The 20,714-nt window shown below is 49.4% G+C and carries 20 protein-coding genes; 7 read left to right on the plus strand and 13 right to left on the minus strand.

The genetic code is table 11. From position 1 onward, the window contains the following. The first annotated feature begins 250 nt into the window (after positions 1–250). Positions 251–1,459 (plus strand): glucose-1-phosphate adenylyltransferase, encoded by a 1,209-nt coding sequence (locus CGC65_RS18655; protein WP_002564903.1) that lies wholly within the window; start codon positions 251–253, stop codon positions 1,457–1,459. Continuing rightward, entirely contained in the window at positions 1,453–2,598 is a 1,146-nt protein-coding gene (glgD, locus tag CGC65_RS18660; protein ID WP_002564904.1) for a glucose-1-phosphate adenylyltransferase subunit GlgD, read from the plus strand. Before CGC65_RS18655 ends, glgD begins: the two co-directional genes overlap by 7 nt. An 87-nt stretch (positions 2,599–2,685) precedes the next feature. Here glgD and CGC65_RS18665 read toward each other — a convergent pair whose 3' ends face one another. The 7 genes from CGC65_RS18665 to CGC65_RS18695 all read right to left on the minus strand — a co-directional run bounded on the left by CGC65_RS18665 (position 2,686) and on the right by CGC65_RS18695 (position 8,470). Beyond that, positions 2,686–3,342, minus strand: a complete 657-nt coding sequence (locus tag CGC65_RS18665; protein WP_002564905.1) for an HAD family hydrolase — start codon at positions 3,340–3,342, stop codon at positions 2,686–2,688. A 15-nt stretch (positions 3,343–3,357) separates the two neighbouring features. Next, the gene (locus CGC65_RS18670) at positions 3,358–4,056 is read right to left on the minus strand and encodes a metallophosphoesterase (protein ID WP_002564906.1); all 699 of its coding nucleotides are present in this window, start codon (positions 4,054–4,056) and stop codon (positions 3,358–3,360) included. 62 nt (positions 4,057–4,118) lie between these two features. Further along, the gene (locus tag CGC65_RS18675; protein WP_002564907.1) at positions 4,119–4,790 is read right to left on the minus strand and encodes a Crp/Fnr family transcriptional regulator; all 672 of its coding nucleotides are present in this window, start codon (positions 4,788–4,790) and stop codon (positions 4,119–4,121) included. Positions 4,791–5,138: 348 nt separating this feature from the next. Further along, positions 5,139–5,582: a threonine/serine exporter family protein gene (locus CGC65_RS18680; protein ID WP_002564908.1), complete on the minus strand. Its 444-nt coding sequence runs from the start codon at positions 5,580–5,582 to the stop codon at positions 5,139–5,141. Next, complete coding sequence (locus CGC65_RS18685) at positions 5,579–6,433, minus strand: threonine/serine exporter family protein (RefSeq protein WP_002564909.1); 855 nt, start codon at positions 6,431–6,433, stop codon at positions 5,579–5,581. The genes CGC65_RS18680 and CGC65_RS18685 overlap by 4 nt, the downstream gene beginning before the upstream one ends. A 162-nt stretch (positions 6,434–6,595) precedes the next feature. Continuing rightward, the gene (locus CGC65_RS18690) at positions 6,596–7,006 is read right to left on the minus strand and encodes a DUF2500 domain-containing protein (RefSeq protein ID WP_002564910.1); all 411 of its coding nucleotides are present in this window, start codon (positions 7,004–7,006) and stop codon (positions 6,596–6,598) included. A gap of 102 nt (positions 7,007–7,108) precedes the next feature. Next, the gene (locus CGC65_RS18695) at positions 7,109–8,470 is read right to left on the minus strand and encodes an MATE family efflux transporter (RefSeq protein ID WP_002564911.1); all 1,362 of its coding nucleotides are present in this window, start codon (positions 8,468–8,470) and stop codon (positions 7,109–7,111) included. Positions 8,471–8,632: 162 nt separating this feature from the next. Between CGC65_RS18695 and CGC65_RS18700 the strand changes: the two genes are divergently transcribed. After that, a complete protein-coding gene (locus tag CGC65_RS18700) occupies positions 8,633–9,256 on the plus strand; it encodes a TetR/AcrR family transcriptional regulator (RefSeq protein ID WP_002564912.1) in 624 nt (207 codons plus the stop codon). Positions 9,257–9,437: 181 nt separating this feature from the next. On the opposite strand, the gene CGC65_RS18705 is transcribed toward CGC65_RS18700, so the two are convergent. Together CGC65_RS18705 and CGC65_RS18710 are read right to left on the minus strand one after the other, a co-directional pair. Continuing rightward, on the minus strand, positions 9,438–12,038 hold the full coding sequence (locus tag CGC65_RS18705; protein WP_002564913.1) for an EAL domain-containing protein: 2,601 nt from the start codon (positions 12,036–12,038) through the stop codon (positions 9,438–9,440). Between the two features lie 14 nt (positions 12,039–12,052). Then, entirely contained in the window at positions 12,053–13,636 is a 1,584-nt protein-coding gene (locus tag CGC65_RS18710) for a sensor domain-containing diguanylate cyclase (RefSeq protein ID WP_002564914.1), read from the minus strand. Between the two features lie 262 nt (positions 13,637–13,898). On the opposite strand from CGC65_RS18710, the gene CGC65_RS18715 reads away from it, so the two are divergent. Continuing rightward, the gene (locus tag CGC65_RS18715; protein ID WP_002564915.1) at positions 13,899–14,672 is read left to right on the plus strand and encodes an acyl-CoA dehydratase activase; all 774 of its coding nucleotides are present in this window, start codon (positions 13,899–13,901) and stop codon (positions 14,670–14,672) included. 1 nt (position 14,673) lies between these two features. Further along, positions 14,674–15,822, plus strand: a complete 1,149-nt coding sequence (locus CGC65_RS18720; RefSeq protein WP_002564916.1) for a double-cubane-cluster-containing anaerobic reductase — start codon at positions 14,674–14,676, stop codon at positions 15,820–15,822. Here the strand turns inward: CGC65_RS18720 and CGC65_RS18725 are convergent. Further along, positions 15,817–16,038, minus strand: coding sequence for a PF20097 family protein (locus tag CGC65_RS18725; protein WP_002564917.1), 222 nt, complete (start codon positions 16,036–16,038; stop codon positions 15,817–15,819). The two genes, CGC65_RS18720 and CGC65_RS18725, sit on opposite strands and share 6 nt — an antisense overlap. A gap of 182 nt (positions 16,039–16,220) precedes the next feature. Between CGC65_RS18725 and CGC65_RS18730 the strand changes: the two genes are divergently transcribed. Continuing rightward, positions 16,221–17,003 (plus strand): nitroreductase family protein, encoded by a 783-nt coding sequence (locus tag CGC65_RS18730; RefSeq protein ID WP_002564918.1) that lies wholly within the window; start codon positions 16,221–16,223, stop codon positions 17,001–17,003. A gap of 15 nt (positions 17,004–17,018) precedes the next feature. On the opposite strand, the gene CGC65_RS18735 is transcribed toward CGC65_RS18730, so the two are convergent. The 3 genes from CGC65_RS18735 to CGC65_RS18745 form a co-directional block, all read right to left on the minus strand. Further along, entirely contained in the window at positions 17,019–17,831 is an 813-nt protein-coding gene (locus tag CGC65_RS18735) for a sugar phosphate isomerase/epimerase family protein (RefSeq protein WP_002564919.1), read from the minus strand. 200 nt (positions 17,832–18,031) lie between these two features. Continuing rightward, positions 18,032–19,183 (minus strand): metallophosphoesterase, encoded by a 1,152-nt coding sequence (locus tag CGC65_RS18740; RefSeq protein WP_002564920.1) that lies wholly within the window; start codon positions 19,181–19,183, stop codon positions 18,032–18,034. Between the two features lies 1 nt (position 19,184). Then, the gene (locus CGC65_RS18745) at positions 19,185–20,084 is read right to left on the minus strand and encodes an AraC family transcriptional regulator (protein ID WP_002564921.1); all 900 of its coding nucleotides are present in this window, start codon (positions 20,082–20,084) and stop codon (positions 19,185–19,187) included. A gap of 130 nt (positions 20,085–20,214) precedes the next feature. Between CGC65_RS18745 and CGC65_RS18750 the strand changes: the two genes are divergently transcribed. Beyond that, positions 20,215–20,706, plus strand: a complete 492-nt coding sequence (locus CGC65_RS18750) for a VOC family protein (protein ID WP_002564922.1) — start codon at positions 20,215–20,217, stop codon at positions 20,704–20,706. Positions 20,707–20,714 lie beyond the last annotated feature (8 nt).

Here is a 20,714-nt window from a genome sequence, read left to right on the forward strand (position 1 = left end):
TTTTAACTATCGTTATTCTTTTTTAAGTATAACGTTATTATACAACACTTTTTATTATATGTCACCTGTTTTTTATATTTTGCTGCTTTGTTCTGCCTATGTCCTGCTCCGGCGAATATACTTGTCATTTTTTTATATTATCCCCACTTTTTCATCACTTTTTCAATTATTTTGCACAAATACCTGTCTTTTTTTTCCAATACATGGTACAATCTGTATAAATATTCAACACCAATCAGGGGGAAATATTATGGCTAAAGAAATGATTGCAATGCTTCTTGCCGGCGGCCAGGGCTCCCGTCTCTACGCGCTGACCCAAAAACTGGCAAAACCCGCGGTTCCTTTTGGCGGTAAATACCGCATCATCGACTTTCCGCTTTCAAACTGCGTGAATTCAGGAATTGATACAGTGGGTATCCTGACCCAGTACCAGCCTCTTGTCCTGAATGAGTACATCGGCAACGGACAGCCCTGGGATCTGGACCGCCTGTACGGAGGTGTCCATATACTCCCGCCCTACCAGAAAGCATCCGGTTCAGACTGGTACAAGGGCACGGCCAATGCCATTTATCAGAATATCTCCTTTATTGAACGGTACGACCCGCAGTATGTAATCATCCTTTCAGGAGACCAGATCTGCAAACAGGACTACAGCGATTTTCTTAAATTCCACAAGGAAAAAGGGGCTGAATTCAGTGTGGCTGTCATGGAAGTGCCGTGGGAGGACGCGTCCCGTTTCGGACTCATGGTGGCTGACGGGGATGACCGCATCACCGAATTCCAGGAAAAGCCGAAGAATCCAAAGTCCAACCTGGCTTCCATGGGCATCTACATATTCAACTGGGACATCCTCAGACAGTACCTCATAGAGGATGAAGCTGACCCTGACTCTGAAAATGACTTTGGAAACAACATCATTCCCAATCTGCTGCGTGACGGACGCAGGATGTATGCTTATCATTTCAACGGATACTGGAAAGACGTAGGAACCATCTCCTCCCTCTGGGAGGCCAACATGGAGGTCCTGGATCCGGAACACAGCGGCATCAATCTCTTTGACGAAAACTGGAAGATATACAGCAGAAACAGCGGTATGACCGGCCATAAGATTAGCGGCGATGCCCTGGTGGAAAATTCCATGATTACCGACGGCTGCCGTATAAACGGTCAGGTCAGGCATTCCATCCTCTTCTCCGGCGTAAAGGTGGAGGCCGGGGCGCAGGTGGAGGACGCTGTTGTCATGGGCAGCACCACCATCAAATCAGGCGCCGTGGTAAAACATTGTATTGTGGCTGAGAACGTGGTAATCGGAGAAAACGCAGTGGTAGGGGCCATGCCCTCTGACAGTGAAAAAGGCGTGGCCACCATTGGTCCCGGCATTGAAATCGGGCCCGGCGCCAAGATTGGCCCCAGTGCCATGGTAAAGAATAATGTAAAAGGCGGTGAAGAACAATGGTAAATTCCAATGCAAATGCCCTGGGCATCCTTTTCCCCAACAGCTATGATTCCCTGGTTCCCGATCTGGTCAGCGAGCGCCTGATGGCCTCCATTCCTTTTGCCAGCCGTTACCGTCTGGTGGATTTCATCCTTTCCAGCATGGCCAACTGCGGAATTGACAATATTTCCCTGATTGTCCGCAGAAATTATCACTCCCTGATGGACCACCTGGGCTCAGGCCGCGAATGGGACCTGACGCGAAAAAACGGCGGACTCAACCTGGTTCCGCCTTATGCAGAAAAGACAGTGAGCATCTACAACGGCCGCGTGGAAGCCTTGGCCGGTATCCTGGATTTCCTGAAGGAACAAAAGGAAAAGTATGTGGTTATGGCCGATACAAACCTGGCTGTCAACTTTGATTTCAACGCACTGATTGAAGCCCATATGGCCAGTCATGCCGATGTTACCGTGGCTTACAAGGAGGAACCTCTTCCCATTGACCTCATCGAACACCGTGACATCGGAAAAAGCCTCTACTATACCCTGGCCATTGACAACGGCCGTGTTACCAAGATGTACATGAACTCCTCGGAACCGGGAATGCAGAATATCTCCATGAACATCTACATCATTGACCGGGAGCTCCTGATTAGCCAGATAAACACTGCCTATGTGCGCGGACAGGTATACTTTGAGCGCGATATCCTGGCGCCCCAGTTAGAAAGGCTGAATGTTCAGGCATTTCGCTATGACGGATATGTGGCGCGAATCAGCAGCATGAAGAGCTATTTTAACGAGAACATGAAGATGTTAGACGATGTCAATGTGGACGCGCTCTTTTCCGCCGGCAATCCCATCTATACCAAGATTCGCGACGACAATCCGGCCCGGTATATCAACGGCTCAAAGGTCAGCAACATCATGGCTGCCGACGGCTGCATCATCGAGGGTGAGGTGGAAAACAGTATCCTGTTCCGCGGTGTCAAGGTAGGAAAGGGCGCCTGGGTAAAGAACTGTGTGCTCATGCAGGATACGGTGATAGAAGCAGACGCCGGCGTGGAGTATGTTGTGACTGATAAGAATGCGACCATTACAAGGGGCAAAATTATAAAAGGCACTGTTACGTTCCCGGTGTACGTGGCAAAGTATCAGATTGTATAGAAAGCAGCTGAATGGGCTGAAAAAGGAGGGTGTCCGCCCGGGTGGGGACATCCTCCTTTTATCTGTTTCTCCTGTTATCTGTTTCTCCTATTTCTCCTGCGTCAAAGCATTCATCAGCTCCGCCAAATCCCTGACAATACATATATGGTTAAAGGGTTCAAAATCCCGGAATGACGTTGTTCCGGTCAATACGCCGGCAAAATCCACACCGGCTCCGGCCGCTGTCTTTGCGTCCACCACGCTGTCCCCTGTATAAAGGACTTCCTTCCGGTCCGCCCCCAGCTGCTCCATGGCATAAAGCAGTCCCTCAGGGCTTGGCTTCTCAGCCTTTACATCCTCAGCCCCCACTATCACGTCCACCAGGCCTGCTATCTGGAATTTGTCCAGTATCTGGTCAATCCTGTAATGATATTTTGTAGTCACAATTCCAATCCTGCACCCCTGCCTGCGAAGCTCCTCAAACGCTGGTCCGACCGCGGGATAGAGCCTTGTATGCTCCACCATCACCTGGTCAGATTTTTCTTTAAAATAGATACTGAACCGCTGTGCCTCCTCCTGGTCCCGGCTCCCTGTGAGACAGGCGAAGGTTTCTTTTAAGGACAGGCCTATGGTCTTTCTGATATCCTCCAGTTCCCCGGCCTCATATCCCAGTTTCTTAAGCCCGTGGTTCACACTGGCCGCAATGCCCTCTGTGCAGTCTCCCAGGGTGTAATCAAAATCAAATATCACTGCCTTGTACTTCACTTTTGCTCCTCCTCATCACCTCAAAATCTTCTCCGGCCGGAATCTGAGATAATCCGATGAAACCAGCTTATACTCAATCCCGTCCACCTCTCCCAGAAAGCTGTCCTGATACCTGGCTTCCCCGTGGCAGTGGGAATACACCACCTGCTCTGCCCCGTACTCCTTTGCCATCTCAGTAAACCCGCTTTCCATCTCTCCGATACTGGTAGGAGGATAATGTAAGAACATGATGAATTGGCTGCAGCCGTCCGCAGCGGCCAGCTCAAAGGAGATGCGAAGCCGCTCCAGCTCCCTTTTCACCAGCTTCTCAAAATGTTCCGGTGAATCCTTTCCCTCATAGCAGTACCCCTTTGTCCCCACCAGGGCGTATTCCTTGTAGGCATAATAATTATTCTGAAGAAAGGATAGCCGCCCCTGAAACATCTCATTCAGACGGTATGTTTTCTTTGCATCCCAGAACATGTCATGATTTCCCCTCAGCAGAATTTTTCGTCCCGGCAGGGACTGGATGAAATCCAAATCAGCCAGGGCCTCCTCCAGATTCCGTCCCCAGGAATGGTCGCCTGTGATGACCACCGTGTCCTCTGCGCCAATCCTTCCCCTCCAGTTCTTCTCTATCTTCCTCACATGGTCTTTCCATTCCCTTCCAAATACATCCATGGGTTTATTGGCAGTAAAGGATAAATGCAAATCTCCAATGGCATACAAACTCATATTCACAACTCCCCGCTTATTTTCTCGTAAACCAGCAGCGTCCGGCTCAGGGGAAATCTGTTCTAAACCAGCTCCTCCAGTTTTTTCTTATCCCAATCCTGCATCTCATGTCCCCTAATACGGAAATATCCCTCCTTCTCCATCAGCTTCAGCTCCTGGTTCAGGGAGGACCTGCTGACATGGAGCATATTGGCCAGCATCAGCTGGGAGCCGGGCATGCGGATGGTCTCCGCGGGAGCGATGTTATGCATTCCCACAATCCAGTAAGCGATCCGCTCACGGATGGTCTGGTAATTGAGGCAGTTGAGATAAAGCTGGTTTTTAAGCCCCCGCTGGGAGACATACAGCAGCAGCGCATAGAGAAGCTGCCTGTCTTTCTCCAGCATTTCTTCCATCACCTGGACCGGCACCCACAACACCGTGGACCGCTTTTCAGCGGCCAGAGTATAACTGTACTCCTTTTCACCGGAAAAATACAGGAATTCCGGAAAAATATCCCTGGCCTCAAAATAAGCATGGCACATTTCCGCATCTTTTCTGGTGTGATCCACTGCTTTCAGGATTCCTGTCTCCACGATGCCGAAGCTGGTAATCTTTGTCCCCTGGGGATGGATGCACTGGGAAGCATCGTAGGTCTTTCTTATAAAATAGGTCCTGAATTCACTGTTTCTCCTGCAAAGGTCTGCAAAGGGAATCCTGCAGGACTCTCCGGGAATTGAAAAATGTTCATACATATGCGGCCTCCAAAAAACATGAAAGAGGGGCTGCGAAAAACAGCTCCTCCTTTTTTGATACAGTCTATGCCGGCGGCCGGTCCGGTATGTCACCAAAATCATCGTAATACTTTTCACCGTTAAACCGTAGGCTCCTCCCTGTTTACGGCATCTGTCTCATCGTCCGCGGCCACGCAGAGTGCTATACCATCATAATACGGCAAAGTGCCGGCAACATCAACTACTTTTTTCTCCGAAGGGCCGTCTATATACTCCAAGCGTTCAAATTCCCACACAAACAAGTGATAGTTAAAACATACCGCTTCCAGAAGGGATCCATGTGTGAAAGCGCCCGCAGCGGGGCGGACTTTATGGAATTTTAACGAATGCTTTCGCCATCCACCGGAACACACCCTGGGGCAGCTCAAACACAAATACAATCCCCAGCACAATGGCCACCGCGGCCTTCACAGCCTCATACCCCGTATACACAGCCAGCCCCAGCTGTTCCGTCACCAGGTAATAGACGGTCCAGTAAATTCCTGCTCCAGGCACCAGGGGAAATATGCCTGATATGAGAAAAATAGTGACAGGACAACGGTTTACCACTGCGGCTGCCCTGGACAGGAATATGACCACCACTGTGGCGGCAAAGGAGGCGCCTGCCCCGCTGACATAACCGGAAGCCAGCACATATACAGCCCACCCGGCTCCTCCTATCAGGCCGCACCAGATATAATATTTTCTCGGCACTCCAAAGAGCAGTGAAAATGCAATGGTGCCCATCATGGCTGCACAGACCTGTGGTATCATAACAATGTACCTCCCGTCACCCATCCTGCCAGTGAAAATCCCACGCCCACGCCAATGGCTATACAGAAAAATATCAGCAGCGCATCCATCATCCGCACTGATCCGGAAATGTAATCACTGTCCGCGATTTCCCGTATGGCATTGGTAAAGGGCACTCCGGGTATAAGGGGCATAATGGATCCGATTACCATGTAATTCAGATGCTGTCCCATTCCGGCCAGATACATGGTGCTGCACAGGATCGTCACCAGGGCACCCCCGCTTATGTTTCCCACTATTTTCGACAGATGGGGGGCGCTGACATAAAGCACGTAGATGTACAAAATGATACCGGTCATAAGCGCCACAGAGCTGTCCCATATACTGCCCCCGAACAGATAGCAGAAGGCAGCGCTGCCGCAACCGGATGCCAGCACCTGCATGTATTTAGGCTTTCCCGGCATGCTCTTTATACATTCCAGCCTTTCAGCCACCTCTCTGACCGTATACATGCCTGCCTCTATCTCCCTGGAGAGCTGGTTCACAGCCGCCACACGGTCCAGATGAGTCCCGCTCACCGGAATGTGCTCCACCTTGGCAAAATCAGGCTCATTCCTGCTCCCCACTGTGACGAAGATACCGTTAGTGAGCACAAATGCATTGCCGGAACAGACGCCGTAATAGCGGCATATCCGTTCGATGGTTTCCTCCACCCGGGAAATCTCAGCTCCATTCTCCAGGAGCAGATGCCCCGCCTGAAGGGAAACCTCCATGACTTCCTTCTCTCTGTTATCCTGTTTGAAACTATTCTGTTCAGCATTCTGTCTTTGACTATTCTGTTCCTGCCCGTATATAACTTGATTCCCCTGCATTACCTGCTCCTGCCTGCTTCTCTTTTTTGGCCTGTTTTCTCTTTGTTCTGGCTTATATTGTTTCGTTTCCTCTCTCATTTTATCATTCCCTGGAAATGCTTACAACCCAGGAGTATAATAAGACAAAAATATTCAGGAACGTGCATGCGCAGCAAGTATAGATCAAACCGGCTCTACATTCCCCAGCCGCTCAAATCCCAGATAGCGCGTTCCCTGGAAGGTCAGTTTTCCCCGGTCCCCCTCTGCCAGCAGCCCATATTCAGTCCCTGTCACGGAGAGCTCCATCCGGTCACCGCTCTCCACCTGGAACGTCGCGTAATAGCTGGTGGATGTAGTGGAATGGAAACCATGGGCTCCTGTGGCGTCCCCTGCATTGGGATGGCTGTGGCGGCTGACATTGGTCCTTTTGGAGACCACGGAAGCTGTTACCGACAGCCTGGGGCAATGATTGTTCTTGTTCCACTGGCTCAGTCCCTTTACCGCCGTAACCACAAATATTCCTATGATGAGCACAAATACCAGTGTAAACATGATTTCAAAGCCGCCTCCCCAGAAAAAGGAATCCATGTACATAAATCCACACCTCTCTTTCCCGTTGTATATCTCCATATTATCATATATACAGCCCGGTAATCTTACAATTTACTTAATATAACCTAAAAAATAGACTATTGTTTAGTTCACCAGATTTACGCCTAGTTCCTGCGAATGAATTACGCAGACTTCCTGCCGAACAAAAATTGCAGTCACAATCAGGGAAATAAAATCTGCTGTGGGCGTTGCTATCCATATTCCTGTGACCTCAAAAACTGTCGGTAATAGGATTGCAAACGGTATCAGCAGTAATAACTGCCGAAGCGCACTTAGAACAACAGACTGTTTTACTTTACCAATATACTGAAAATAATTTGCACTTATCATCTGAAATCCCACAGCAGGAAGCAGCAGAGTAAAAATGCGGATACCCGGCACAGCCATATCCATGAGCGCCTTGTTACCGGCCCCGCCAAAGGTGCTTATGATTTGACTGCTAAATAGCTCTATCACCAAAAACATTCCTGCTGCAAAAATAGTGGCACAGGTTATAGAGTATTTTAGTGTGCTCCTTACCCGCGTATAATTCCCCGCGCTATAATTAAATCCAAAGATAGGCTGTATTCCCTGGCCTAATCCAATAATCGGCATATAGACTAACATGGTTGTGTTATACATGATTCCATAGGCTGCAACCCCTACGTTTCCCCCATAAAATGCAGCAACATGATTAAATGTCAGAGAAACCAGGCTTAATGCGAACTGAGTAATAGAAGCAGGAGCACCTGTCGACATAATTTTTTTGCTGGCACTTAGATTTATATTACTTGGCTTTAGATTCCCTGCGGACTTTTTAGAGCATAAAAACTGCATTGCCAAAAGCATACAAACACAGTTACCAATGACCGTTGATAAAGCTGCTCCAAAAACACCCCACTTAAAAACAAATATAAAAACAGCGTCTAAAATTGTGTTTGTAACTACACTGGATAGAGAGTTCAAAAAAGCTCTTTTGGCATATCCCATACCTTTCACACAGTTGTTCATTGATTGGGCGGTGACAAAGAAAAAGGAACCACTTAGTATAACTGTGATATATTCTTTAGCATACACCATGTTATCAGCGTTTGCTCCGTATAGGGAAAGCAATGGCTTAATTGTCAGCAACCCGATGATTGTAATGGCCGCTGAAAACAGGATTGAAAGCATACAAGCGCTTCCAATAATTTTCTCCGCGCCCTGTTTATCGGATTTTCCCATTTTAAGAGAAATGGAGGCAGATGCCCCTGCTGCAATCAGAAGCGACAGCGCCTGAATAATGAGAATAACACCAAATGATACTGTTACCGCCGACAAGGCCGTTATCCCTGCGCTTTTAGCTACGAATATACCGTCTATAGCTGTGTTTAGTGCATTCAACAACAACGAGAGCACAGCCGGTGCTGATAATGCCCAAATCAGTTTTGGGATTGGTTGTGTTTTGATTTTTTCTGCTACTTCCATAAGCGGACTCCTCCAATTCAATCTTTACATGAGTTTTTACTCGCGTTTATAATCTGAGTATATGCTCGTATTTGTCGTTTGTCAATGATTATGTGAGTTTTAACTCACTTTTATTGACAAACCCATCCTCCTATACTAAAATAGTAATCAGGAGTTGATAAAATGGAAAACAAAAAATCTGTACGTCGTCCGCAGCAAAAGAGAAGTATCCAGATGAAAGAAACTATACTTGAGGTTTCAAAGTCATTGTTCTGTGAGAACGGCTATTACAATACAACTACAAATGAAATTGCGAAAACCGCCGGTATATCTATTGGAAGTCTATACTCTTATTTCCCTGATAAAGACGCTATACTCACAGAATTGTTGGAGCGCAGCAACCAATACCACTTTTCAAATGTGTTTGAAAAGCTGCGCCCTGAATCAAGTGCGCAGCTTTATTTAAAGGAACCGAAAAAATGGCTTTATGACCTCGTAAATACTCTGATTCAGTTACATGAAGCAGAAAAGGATTTCTTACGGGAATTAAACGTACTTTATTTTGCAAAACCAGAAGTTAAGGCGATAAAAGATTCACAGTCGGAAAAAGTGCAGATGGCAACATATGAATATATTAGGCGGTATCAAAGCGAGCTGCCGTATGAAGATTTAGAGGCTGTATCCGTTGTAATAGTAGATTTCATTACAGCACTTGTTGATCGGATTATTTTTAAAGAAGCAAGATTAGAAAAGGAAAGGTTATTAAATGCGGGGATAGAAGCCTTATATCGGATTATCTCCAAATAATTCAGGCCGCTTTTACGGCTGCCCTGCAGTTTGTGGGTCACATTCTCACCCGCAGTCCGGAAAGGGCTCCGGATAATTCACCCGGAACCCTCTTAGGCATAAACATGAATTCACTCTTATTACCAATTGCCGTAAATCCTACTATAATATATTTATGGGCAAAGCACACGGCCGCCTTATTTTATGGATATTCATACCCGTCTTCCCACATACAGCAGCCGCCCTTATTTTCAGCCTTGGCACGATACAGGGCCTGGTCCGCATACTCCAGTATGGCCGGCAGAGGTTTCCTGGTGTCCCAAATGACGACACCGGCAGAACAACAGGCCCGGACATTGTCGGCAAAGGGATACTCACAGATGCTCCTGCATATGTCCTCCCCTTTTTTGACAGCGCTTTCCCCTGATTTCATCTGTTTCATAATAACCACGAATTCGTCACCGCCAAACCTGGAAAGTATATCGCTTTCCCTTGTCTGTTCCCTCAGCAGTTCTGCAAAAGCCGATATGGTCTGGTCTCCCCTCATATGGCCAAATGTATCATTGATGTGTTTTAAGTTATCCAAATCAAAGAGATACACAGCCAACGGCATATCTTTCCCGTCCAGAGCATCCGCGGCAGCCTCCAGGCCTCTGCGGTTTAACAGTCCGGTCAGATAATCCTGACAGGCTTCCCCTTCAAGCATGCGCTCCCGTTCCCTGGAGGCCGCCGACCTCATGGCCCTCACGGCACGCCTTTCCAGGACGGCTGCAGTATGCGGCTTGCGCAGGAATTCATCTGCCTCCATATCCAAAGCCTGTTCCTCCTGGCTTCCGTCCCATGAAGTGGCTATGACAGGTATATTCCATACTGCCCGTTCCCTCCGAAGCATTTCCAATATCTGAAATCCATCCGGTTCTGACAGGGTAAGGCTGATGATAGCTGCCCCAATCTTATTCTCATAGCTGGCAATGCAGGCAAGGGCCTTCTCTCCGTCCGATGCCTCCACAATCTGATACCGGGACTCAAATATCCTGCGCACCTGCCTGCAATAGGCATCATCCTCGTCCGCAATCAGAAGTACAGGCCGCTGTTTTCCGTGAAAAGAAACATCCTCCATAGACGATTCCATGGCAGCCTCCTCCGGCTGTTCCCTTATCAGCTTCTCAAACTCCCCGCAGGGCATGGGTTTGGCAAAATAATATCCCTGAACATAATCACAGCCGATTTCCCTCAGCTGTTCAAACTGCTCCCTGGTCTCCACGCCTTCCGCCACCACACTCAGATCCATCCAACGGGCAAGACCCATGGTAAAACGAAGGATTCCCTGGCTGGCCTGCTTTTCCGTTTCATTCTGGATAAACTTCATATCCAGCTTCAGAATGTCAATGGGCATCTTATTGAGCATGTTCAGGGAGGAATAACCGCTGCCGAAATCGTCCATCTCTATGATAAAGCCCAATTCCCGCAGCCGCCCCGCCACCTCAATGATCTGAGACGGGTTTTCCGTATACGCGCTTTCTGTTATTTCCAGATGGAGCCGGGATGGGGGAAGCCCGTATTTTTGGACTGTCTCTGTCAAAATTTCAGGAAGATCCACGTTATAAATATCCGCCCTGGACACATTGACGGAAACAGGTATACATGGATATCCCATTTGCTCCCACCTTTGCAGGATGGCGCATGTCTGGTCCCACACATACTGGTCCAGCTGGGTGATGAAACCATTCTGTTCAAAAAGAGGAATGAACTGTCCCGGCGACTGAAGGCCCCATTCAGGATGATTCCACCGTATCAGGGATTCCGCCCCAGAAAGCCGTTCCTCCTTTACGCTGTATTTGGGTTGGAGATAAATTTCAAACTGCCCCTCTCTCAGTGCAGATTCCATGCATTCCGTTATAGCCTGTTCCCGCAGCAGCCTGCTGCGCAGCCGGTCATCATATATGGCAAAATATTTTCCGTACTGCCCCTTGATGCCGCAGGCAGCCAGAAGAGCCCTGTCGCACATCTGGTCCACCGGAATAGTGCGGTCCTCAATGGAATAAATGCCCCATTTCACCAGCACATTTTTTGCATTGGGAAGGGCATTGACCCGTGCCGTTGCCTCCATGAACATCTCATCGGTATACTTACACCTGCGCTCCATCAGTATGGCAAACTGGTCTCCGTTAAAATGACCGCATATCCCCTTGTCCCCTACCTGGGACTGGTAAAAATCAGCCACCTCCCGCAGCAGCCTGTCTCCCGCCGGAAGACCGAATACATCATTGACTAATTTAAAATTCTCAATATCAGAACAAATGATATCGTATTCCCGTTCCGGATGCCGGGCCAGTTCCTCCTTCACCTTCTGGAAGAAAAATTCCTTACTGTAAAGCCCGGTCAGCCGGTCATATTTTAACTGGTTGACCATGGCTGCATTTTCACGCAGATTAATGATGCTTGCCACTCTGTGCAGGATGATTTGTGGCTTGTAGGGTTTAGCAACAAAATCCGAAGCACCGTGGGAAAGGGCAGCCACCTCGTCCGATTCGCTGTCGCTCTGGGTGGTTACGATAACCGGAATAGAAGAAAACACAGGGTCTTTTTTCACAATGGAAAGAAAGGTATATCCATCCATAACAGGCATGGTTATGTCCAGCAGAATCAGTGAAATCACATCCCCGCGCTCCTTTAGGACGGACAGGGCCTCCAGACCGTTTTCAGCCTCCACGACCTGATAGTCCGCAGAAAGTATCTCTCCCAGCAGCATACGGTTAATTTCATTATCTTCCACAATCAGAATTTGTTTTTGTGATATCATGTCCTAATCCCCTTTTATCTGTATACGCAGTATCTGGACCGGCCGGCCTTCTTTGCCTGGTAAAGGGCCTGGTCACTGCGCTGGAGAAGCGCATCAATGTCCACCATGGAATCGCTGCTCTGAGCGATTCCCACGCTGGCTGACAAAGAAACGGTCTGTTCCGCTGCCAGAAACGCTGTCCTCATTTCTTTCAAAAAGGCCTCTGCCTCCTGCTCCATCTGGTCCATGCTGCACTTTCCCAGACGGACCACCAGGAATTCGTCCCCGCCCAGCCGGGCCACGAAGTCGTCCCGGAACAATCGTCTGAGTACATCCGCCGTATGCACCAGCACGGCATCTCCCACCTTATGGCCATATGTGTCATTGACTTCCTTAAACCGGTCCAGGTCAATGTACATCAGGCTGACCGTCCTGCCGCCACGGTTGTTATGTATGTACTGGTAAAAACATCTGCGGTTATAAAGTCCTGTAAGGAAATCTGTATTAGAGCTGTGGCGGATTTGTTTCTCCAGATCCCGCTCCACTGTCACATCCCTGAAAATGCAAAGCTTACCGGCCACATGATTGAATACATCATAGACGGAATTTTCGTGAATCTCCAGCATCTTACCTGACCCATCCCTCCGGGATACACGCGCTTCCATGTATCCTTCGCTGTTAATGGTGCGCTGTTCCTCGAAGGCCCCTGTTATCCACGCATCATAGTCCTGCCCGATTACTGCTTCTTTGGGAAGCTTAAAATACTCCTCAAATTTTCTGTTGGCATTAAGTATCTTCCCGTTGTTATCCCACAAAAGGATGGCATAGGGCATACTCTGCAGCAAAATTTCTATCTCAGCGCTCATGTTTACCAGGTCCGTCACATCATGGCCGATACCCACAGTTCCAAGAACCGTGACACCGTCCCTGTCCACTATAGGGGACTTATAGGTGCGCAGCTGGCGCATGCCGTGGGATGCCTTGACAGACTCCGTAAACTGCAGGGTACGCCGCTCCTTTATAACCGCATCCTCCGACTCCCGGCATGAGGCCTCCCCATTTTCATAATCATCCGGGGATACCCCCCATATATAGCAGTGGTTCCGCCCCGTCACATCCTCCCTGGTCTTTCCCACCACAGAGCAGAACGCCTTATTCACCTTGACGTGAATCCCGTCCAGTGTCTTAAACCAGAGCATGTCCGGTATACTGTCTATGGCCGTATCCAGGTAGGTCCGGGTCATGTAATAATCGTAGCCCAGCTTAATCTGTTCCATCATGCGTTTCAGGCGTACCTTAATATAATCCCTGACAAGGGGCGTCTCCCAAAACTCATCCGCAGCCCCAAATTCTTCCGGAGGCAGCGCGCCTATGCGCTGGCGGCTGCCGCAGAATATGAGCGAGGCTTCCGCTGCACACTGGGAGCGCAGCTTAGAGGGCGGCACAGAGTCGTCCAGATTCCATATGAGAAGCCTGCTCTCCCTCATAATTTCCTGATTTGCCTCAGGCGCCACTGTGATTTCATGTGTAAAATGCTCCAATGGTTCGAGAGAACGGACCAGCTCAGAGAGCATGGTATCCTTGCTGAAAATCGCTATCTTCATCCTGCATCGGTACATATGATTTCCTCCCCGCGGAACATCAGCTTTTACCAAATGTATATTATTTAATTGTAGCATAAGCAAAATCTTTAATCAACAATATTTACCAAATAGCGGGGCAATTGAAAGGCAATCCATCCCTTCAATCCAAATGACATTCAATTTCCCTATATATATTTTCAATCTCAAATCAAAACTCATTCAGAATATCAATTGGACTATTTTTTCTCAGCTATTTATACTCAAATAGGTATAAAAGCGAAAAAACAAGGGAGTTTATATGTTTAGTTTAGGGATTGATTCAGGCTCAACCATGACCAAAGGGGTCCTGTTCGACGGAATAAATGTGGTAGGATGCCACATGCTTCCCACCTCCATGCGGCCGGGCCAGATTCTGAGGGACATTTACGACCGGCTTTACACGGAGGAAACCGGGTTCGTGGTGAGCACCGGGTATGGCCGTGAACTTTTAAAGGAGGCGGACGCCAAAATCACGGAAATCACCTGTCATGGTGCGGGCGCTTCCTATCTGGCCCCTGGTTGTGATACTGTCATTGATATCGGGGGACAGGACTGCAAGGTCATTACCCTTGACAGCCATGGGCAGGTAAATGATTTTTTAATGAACGACAAATGCGCGGCCGGCACCGGGCGCTTCATGGAAATGATTATGGCCCGGGTAGGAAGCGACATCTCACATCTGGACGACTTCGTGCAGGGCTGCCGTCCCGTGCCTATCAACAGCATGTGCGCTGTCTTTGCGGAAAGCGAGATAGTAGGACTGATGGCCCAGGAGACGCCTCCCGGCGACATTGTACTTGGATGCGTCCACTCCATCTGCCACAGGACCGCCATCTTTGCCCAGCGTCTGACAGGCGGACATCCCCATATTTTCTTCTCGGGAGGTCTGGCACAGTCAGAGATTATGCGATCCGTGCTGGGAGAATATATGAATACCTCCCATATAACCACTCACCCGCTCTCTCAGTATACCGGGGCCGTAGGAGCAGCCGTACTGGGATATGGAAAACTAAAGAAAAGGAGCCGAAACTGATATGGAGTTGAAGAAAGAACTGCCCGAAATATTTGAAGAATTTGCAGATGCAAGGAAAAATTCGTTTCTTGCCATAAAAGAATTAAAGGAGGAAGGCATACCTGTGGTCGGTGTCTTTTGTACCTATCTTCCAAGGGAAATCCCTCACGCCATGGGTGCCTCTGTTGTGGGACTCTGTTCTGTGACTGATGAAACCATACCTGACGCTGAAAAGGATCTGCCCAGAAACCTCTGTCCCCTCATCAAATCCAGCTACGGCTTTGCCAAGACAGACAAATGTCCTTTCTTTTATTTCTCTGATCTGATTGTAGGCGAGACGACCTGCGACGGAAAAAAGAAAATGTACGAGATGCTGGCTGAATTCAAGCCGGTCCATGTCATTGAACTACCCAACTGCCAGACAGAAGCCGGAATAGGACTTTACCGCCAGGAACTGATACGGTTTAAGGAGGTGCTGGAGAAGAAATTCGGCACTGTCATCACTGAGGATGCCATCCGCTGCCAGATACATAACAGAAACCAGATTCTTGCGGCCCTTAACCGCCTTCAGTATGTGATGGCCCTGGACCCGGCACCGGCTCTTGGACTGGATATCGTCAACATTGTTTACGGCACGGGATTTAAAATGAAAATTGATACACTGGCAGAAGAAGTGAATGCCATCACGGATAAGATTGAGGCTGAATACGCCCAGGGCAGGAATATTGGAAAGAGGGCCAGAATCCTGGTGACCGGTTCTCCCTCCGGCGGTGCCGCCCTCAAGGTAGTGCGCGCCATTGAGGATAACGGCGGCGTGGTGGTCTGCTTTGAAAACTGCTCCGGCATGAAGCCCTTAGACCCCATTGATGAGGATAACCCTGATGTATATGACGCCCTGGCCAGGAAATACCTGAACATCGGCTGTTCCTGTATGTCCCCCAACCCCAGGCGTATGGAGCTGTTAGACAGGCTTATTGACGATTTCCATGTGGACGGCGTGGTGGATTTGGTTCTGCAGGCATGCCACACCTACAATGTGGAAACCTCCCTGGTGCGCAGGCTGGTGAAGGAGAAGAAGGGACTTCCCTATACCGTTGTGGAGACAGACTATTCCCAGGCCGACGTGGGCCAGCTGAACACAAGGATGGCTGCCTTCATCGAGATGCTATAAGGAATAATCTATCACGATTTTCCTGCATGCTGCGCAGCAATAGGCGTTTTCCACTACCGCTGCCCCCAGTGTCTTTCTGGCTAACTGTACGCCGCTGTTCCTGTCATTACGGGAAACCAGACCGGGCTCATGGCGCTCCCTTCTCCATGCAATGCAGCGGGCGTCTGATGTGAGGAATCCTGCTTCCATCTCTTGATTGCAATAAGGACATTTCATTTCTTCCACTGCCTCCTTGTTTTTCTTCTCATTGAGCATAGCACAGAGAAGAAAAAAACACAATAAGCTCCCGCATGGGCCAGGAATTGGACAGCTGGTTTCAGGAACCGGTGTTGCAGTGTCATTTTCCCTGGGTTATAATATTTAGTATGTCGGACAAAGAATCAAAGGAGGAGATACATATGGTAGAAATAAACAGAAACGCCTGCACCGGCTGCGGGCAGTGTATGAGTGATTGTATCGCAAACAACCTGTTTCTGAGGGAAGGAAAAGCAGAGGTGTCCGGAAACTGTATCCTCTGCGGCCACTGTGTTGCTGTCTGTCCTTTAAACGCCGTGTCCATACCGGAATATGATATGGGAGACGTGGAGGAGCTGAGTCAGGAACAGGCCGGACTGGATTCAGACCGGCTTCTCAAGGCAATCAAATACCGGCGCAGCGTGCGAAGGTTCAAACAGAAGCCTGTCAGCTCCGGGGACCTGGATATGCTGTTGCAGGCCGGACGGTATACAGCCACAGCCAAGAATATGCAGGACTGCCGCTTTATCTTTGTCCAGAAGGAGCTGGAAATCTTAAAAACTCTTATCTGGGACGGAATCGGCCGTATTCTGGACAGCCCTGCTCCGGGGCCGGCCCAGGCATACCGGGGCTTTTATGAGGCCCATATGGCTGATTCAAAACAGGACTATCTCTTCCGCAACGCGCCTGCCGTCCTGTTCATCGCTTCTGAGGCAAATATAGACGCAGGGCTGGCTGCCCAGAACATGGAACTGATGGGTGTCTCACTGGGGCTTGGATTCCTCTATAACGGCTATCTGAGAAGGGCAGCTGAAATGAATCCCCAGGTTTTAGACTGGCTGGGAGTGGGAGAAAAAAAGATAGAGGCCTGCGCCCTTCTGGGCTATCCTGATATTACATATAAAAGAACAGCTCCCAGAAGGGCGGCGGATGTAATTTTCCGTTGAAATCACGGTTTTCCTCTACATCCGCCTCATAAAAGCAATATCTGCTCCGGCTGATGCAGGATTCATCTCCTCCCGGAGCAGATACATGTCCGGTTTGTTTTCATGAAGCCAGCGGCTGATTTCTGCATACCGCAGGATGCCTTCCCCCAGCTGTTTTGGCTGGTATGCGCGGTCTTTCCCCAGACTGTAGTCTTTTATATGCATCACGTCAATATACGTCCCGACGGACGCAAGCCACTGGTTCCAGTAAGCATCCTGATCCGTGGTCTCCGGGAATTCCAACAGATTGGAGGCATCGAATATCAGCCGCAGGTGCTCCGGGTCATCCACCATCCGGATTGTCTTAAGCGTGGTCTCCAGGTCCGCAAGAGGATGCCAGTACACGGGTTCGATTGCCAGCTTCATGTCAATGCGCTGCGCCTCCTCCATAACCCGCATAAGGCTGTCCATCATGTACGGACACCAGGCAGCCCTTTCCTCCCTGCTCAAACGTGGATATGCTGTCTCGGTTCCCACCACGCCGGCTCCCATTTCCTTTGCGTAAAGCAGGCAGTTTTTCAAAGTCTCCACCGCATACTCCCTTACACTGCGGTCGGGATTGCCCAGGTCCATGTAGCATCCCATCACCGGAATCTCCACCCGGTTCTTCTCAAATGCCCTTCTGATTCGCTCAATGTGGGACAGCCGGATATCCTCATAGCTGTCAATCTCCTCAAATACCTTGGGAAGCGCCAGCTGGGCCCCATCATAGCCTTCTTCACGCAGCAGGGATGCCAGCCCTTCTATACTGTGTTTACCGTAATCGTGTGCGCGTACGCCTATTTTCATCTTGTATCCCTCTCTGTTTGTATTAATGTCTGTTTGTATTAATCCCTGTTTGTATTAATCCCTGTCTGTATTAATCTCTGTCTGTAGTCTGAAAAACAGCCCATCATCTATCATCATACAGAAATACCGTCTGAAAACAAGAACGTGGTTCGCCAAAGAATGTGTCCTTATTTGTATCTTTATGCCTTCTTCAGCTGCCCTTACTGTCTTACAGGAAGCATCACCAGTATCTCCGCCACTTCATTGTCCGTGGCAACCCGCTGGGGAGGCCCCCAGGTTCCTGCGCCTGAGGTGACGATAACCTGGGGCGAATCAACGGATGCCCGGTAATATCCATAATCCACATCAAAAACCGCATCCGTAATCAGATTAAAGGGGAACATCTGTCCCTTATGGGTATGCCCGCAGAGAATCAGGTCTGTCTCTTCCCCATAGTCCCGGATATTTCCCGGCTGATGGTCCATCACAATCACAGGCAGATCCTCTGTCCTTTCAGGCAGTTCCAGGCTCCCCCGCCGCTCTCCCTGCCCGCCGATAGGAAATGAGTCCTTTCTTCCTGCCAGTACAAAACGGCTGTCTATCACAACGGCCTCGTCCTGCAGTACCCGGACACCTGCCTCTGAGAGGAATTCCGTCATCCGGTCATAGCTGGGGCCGGCATCATGGTTTCCGAGGCAGGCATAAACACCGTAAACCGATTCTATTTTCAAAAACAGTTCCTTAAGAGTCCCGGCATCAGCCAGGGCCGTGGCATCGCCGTCAAATATATCTCCGGCAATACAGACCAAATCCGGCTTTGTGGAGTTTACCGCGTTAATGACCTTTTCAAGGTGATGTTCTCCTATGACATACCCCAGATGCAGGTCGCTGATTAGGGCAATCCGAAGAGGCGCCTTCTCTTGTGTCTGGCCCCCAATCTGGATTTCATAGGGTTTTATCTGTATCACAGCGCCATGGACTGCCCCATACACAGAAAGGGCCGCCGAAAGAAGCAGCGGTATGGCTCCCGCGGCAACGCCGGCCCTGCATGACAGCGGCGCCGGCAAGAGACGAAGCAGTCCCGCCAGGAACAGAAACAATCCTGCCAGATTAACCAGCATTACCATGTAGACAATAAACCCCAGAAGATAGTGGCAGACATAAAAAACAGGCGCAAATATGCCGTTTCCGGGAACACGGCTCACAATAAAAGCGCCCAGAATCCCGGTAACAGCCAGACCGTAGGCAATTCCATAGGGCAATGGTCCTATACACGGAAAAAGAGGCCCCAGCCACTGGAACAATTTCCGTCCGGCATTGGCGAACAATCCGATCACAGCCGCAAGTGCGGCAAACAGGCTTATCAGTTTCATCCTATACTCCATCTCTCTTCCTGTAATGAAGAGGCGTGCATCCCATGTACCTGGTAAATGTATTGGAAAAATGGCTGCTTCCCGAAAACCCGGCTGCCAGCGCAATTTCAAGAATGCTCTTACCCGTGTGGGTCAGCAGATACTCTCCCATGCGCACCCGGTAGGTAATAAGATAATCCACCGGGGACTGGCCCAGTATCTCCTTAAAATCCCTGCAGCATTCACTTGTGCTGACACTGGCTGCCCTGGCAATATCCTCCAGCCGTATCTTCCTGGCATACTCCTGGTGGATAAACGTAAGGCAGGAACGGACCCGCCTGTATGGGACATCGGAATAGGAAGTGTGCTTTTCCCGTTTTAAGTCCATGTTTTCGTACAGCGTAAGTCCTGTCTGCTGAAGCAGAATCTGGAGACGCCACAGATACCCCGGAGGCCGTCTGCAGTCGCACAGATACATGTCATGAATGCAGGACAATGCCTCCTTATGCCATGGACATGTATTGTCCAACAGAAAAAAATCCACATCGGCCCCTGTAATAAAGGAGGCGCACTGCGCCTCTACCAATCCGCCCGAAAGGCCGTGAAGCAGATAAGGGTCCGCCAGCACGGCGCAGTAGGCGCTGCCGCGCTGATGGTGATAGGGAGCGACCATGTGCAGCATATTAGGAGGCAGAAGCCCGCCCTGCCCGCTGGAAAGCACGTAAGAACGGACCCCGGTCTGAAACTCGATGGCGCCTCTCAGCACGTAGACCAATTCCAATTCCTTATGCCAATGCCATGGGATACTGCGGTTCGGGTACAAATCCAGATCATCCAGATACACCTCCATGGGAAATGCAGGCGTGCCGTGGCAGGTTACTTCCTCCAAATTTCCATTTACTTCCAGATAGTTTAACTGCATCTAAAGTCTCCTCCAGCCCAAGACAGGATTTTGTTATTTTTAGCCGCTATATTATTACAAATTTTTCTATAGCTCCATTATAATGAAAAAAAAGGACATATGCAAGAGATTCTGTTTCAAAGGAGTGATTATGGAGATGAAGTTAACTTATATTGCCATCCATACTGCAAAACCGGAGAGAATGAAGGATTTTTATGTGAAATATTTAGGTGCGGTCGCGGATGAGCCGCGCCCTGCCGGCAAAGATGGCCAGGAAGCGGATACCGGCCTGGCAGACAGCACATTCGGCGGGACCGTGTACAACCTGTCCTTTGAGGGCGGAGTGAAAATCAGGCTCATACCGGAACGGCCTGTTATTTGTGATGCCTTATCTTCCGTATCTTTTGCCTCAGCACTCATATCCTCCGCTCCATCCTCCATATCCCCTGCCATGCAGGCCCGCCCCTCCTATGCGGTATGTCTGACCTTCACGGTTGGCAGCAGGAAACGTGTCAACGAACTCACCGGCCAGCTGATAATGGAAGGTTATGATGTTATCTGTGAGCCGGGGTTTTATGGGGTGGAGCATTACAGCAGCAGCGTTTTTGACCCGGAGGGAAATGTAATTGAATTGGTGGCGTAAAAAACAAC

It is taken from the genome of Enterocloster bolteae, assembly GCF_002234575.2.
In the GTDB taxonomy this organism is placed as follows: domain Bacteria; phylum Bacillota; class Clostridia; order Lachnospirales; family Lachnospiraceae; genus Enterocloster; species Enterocloster bolteae.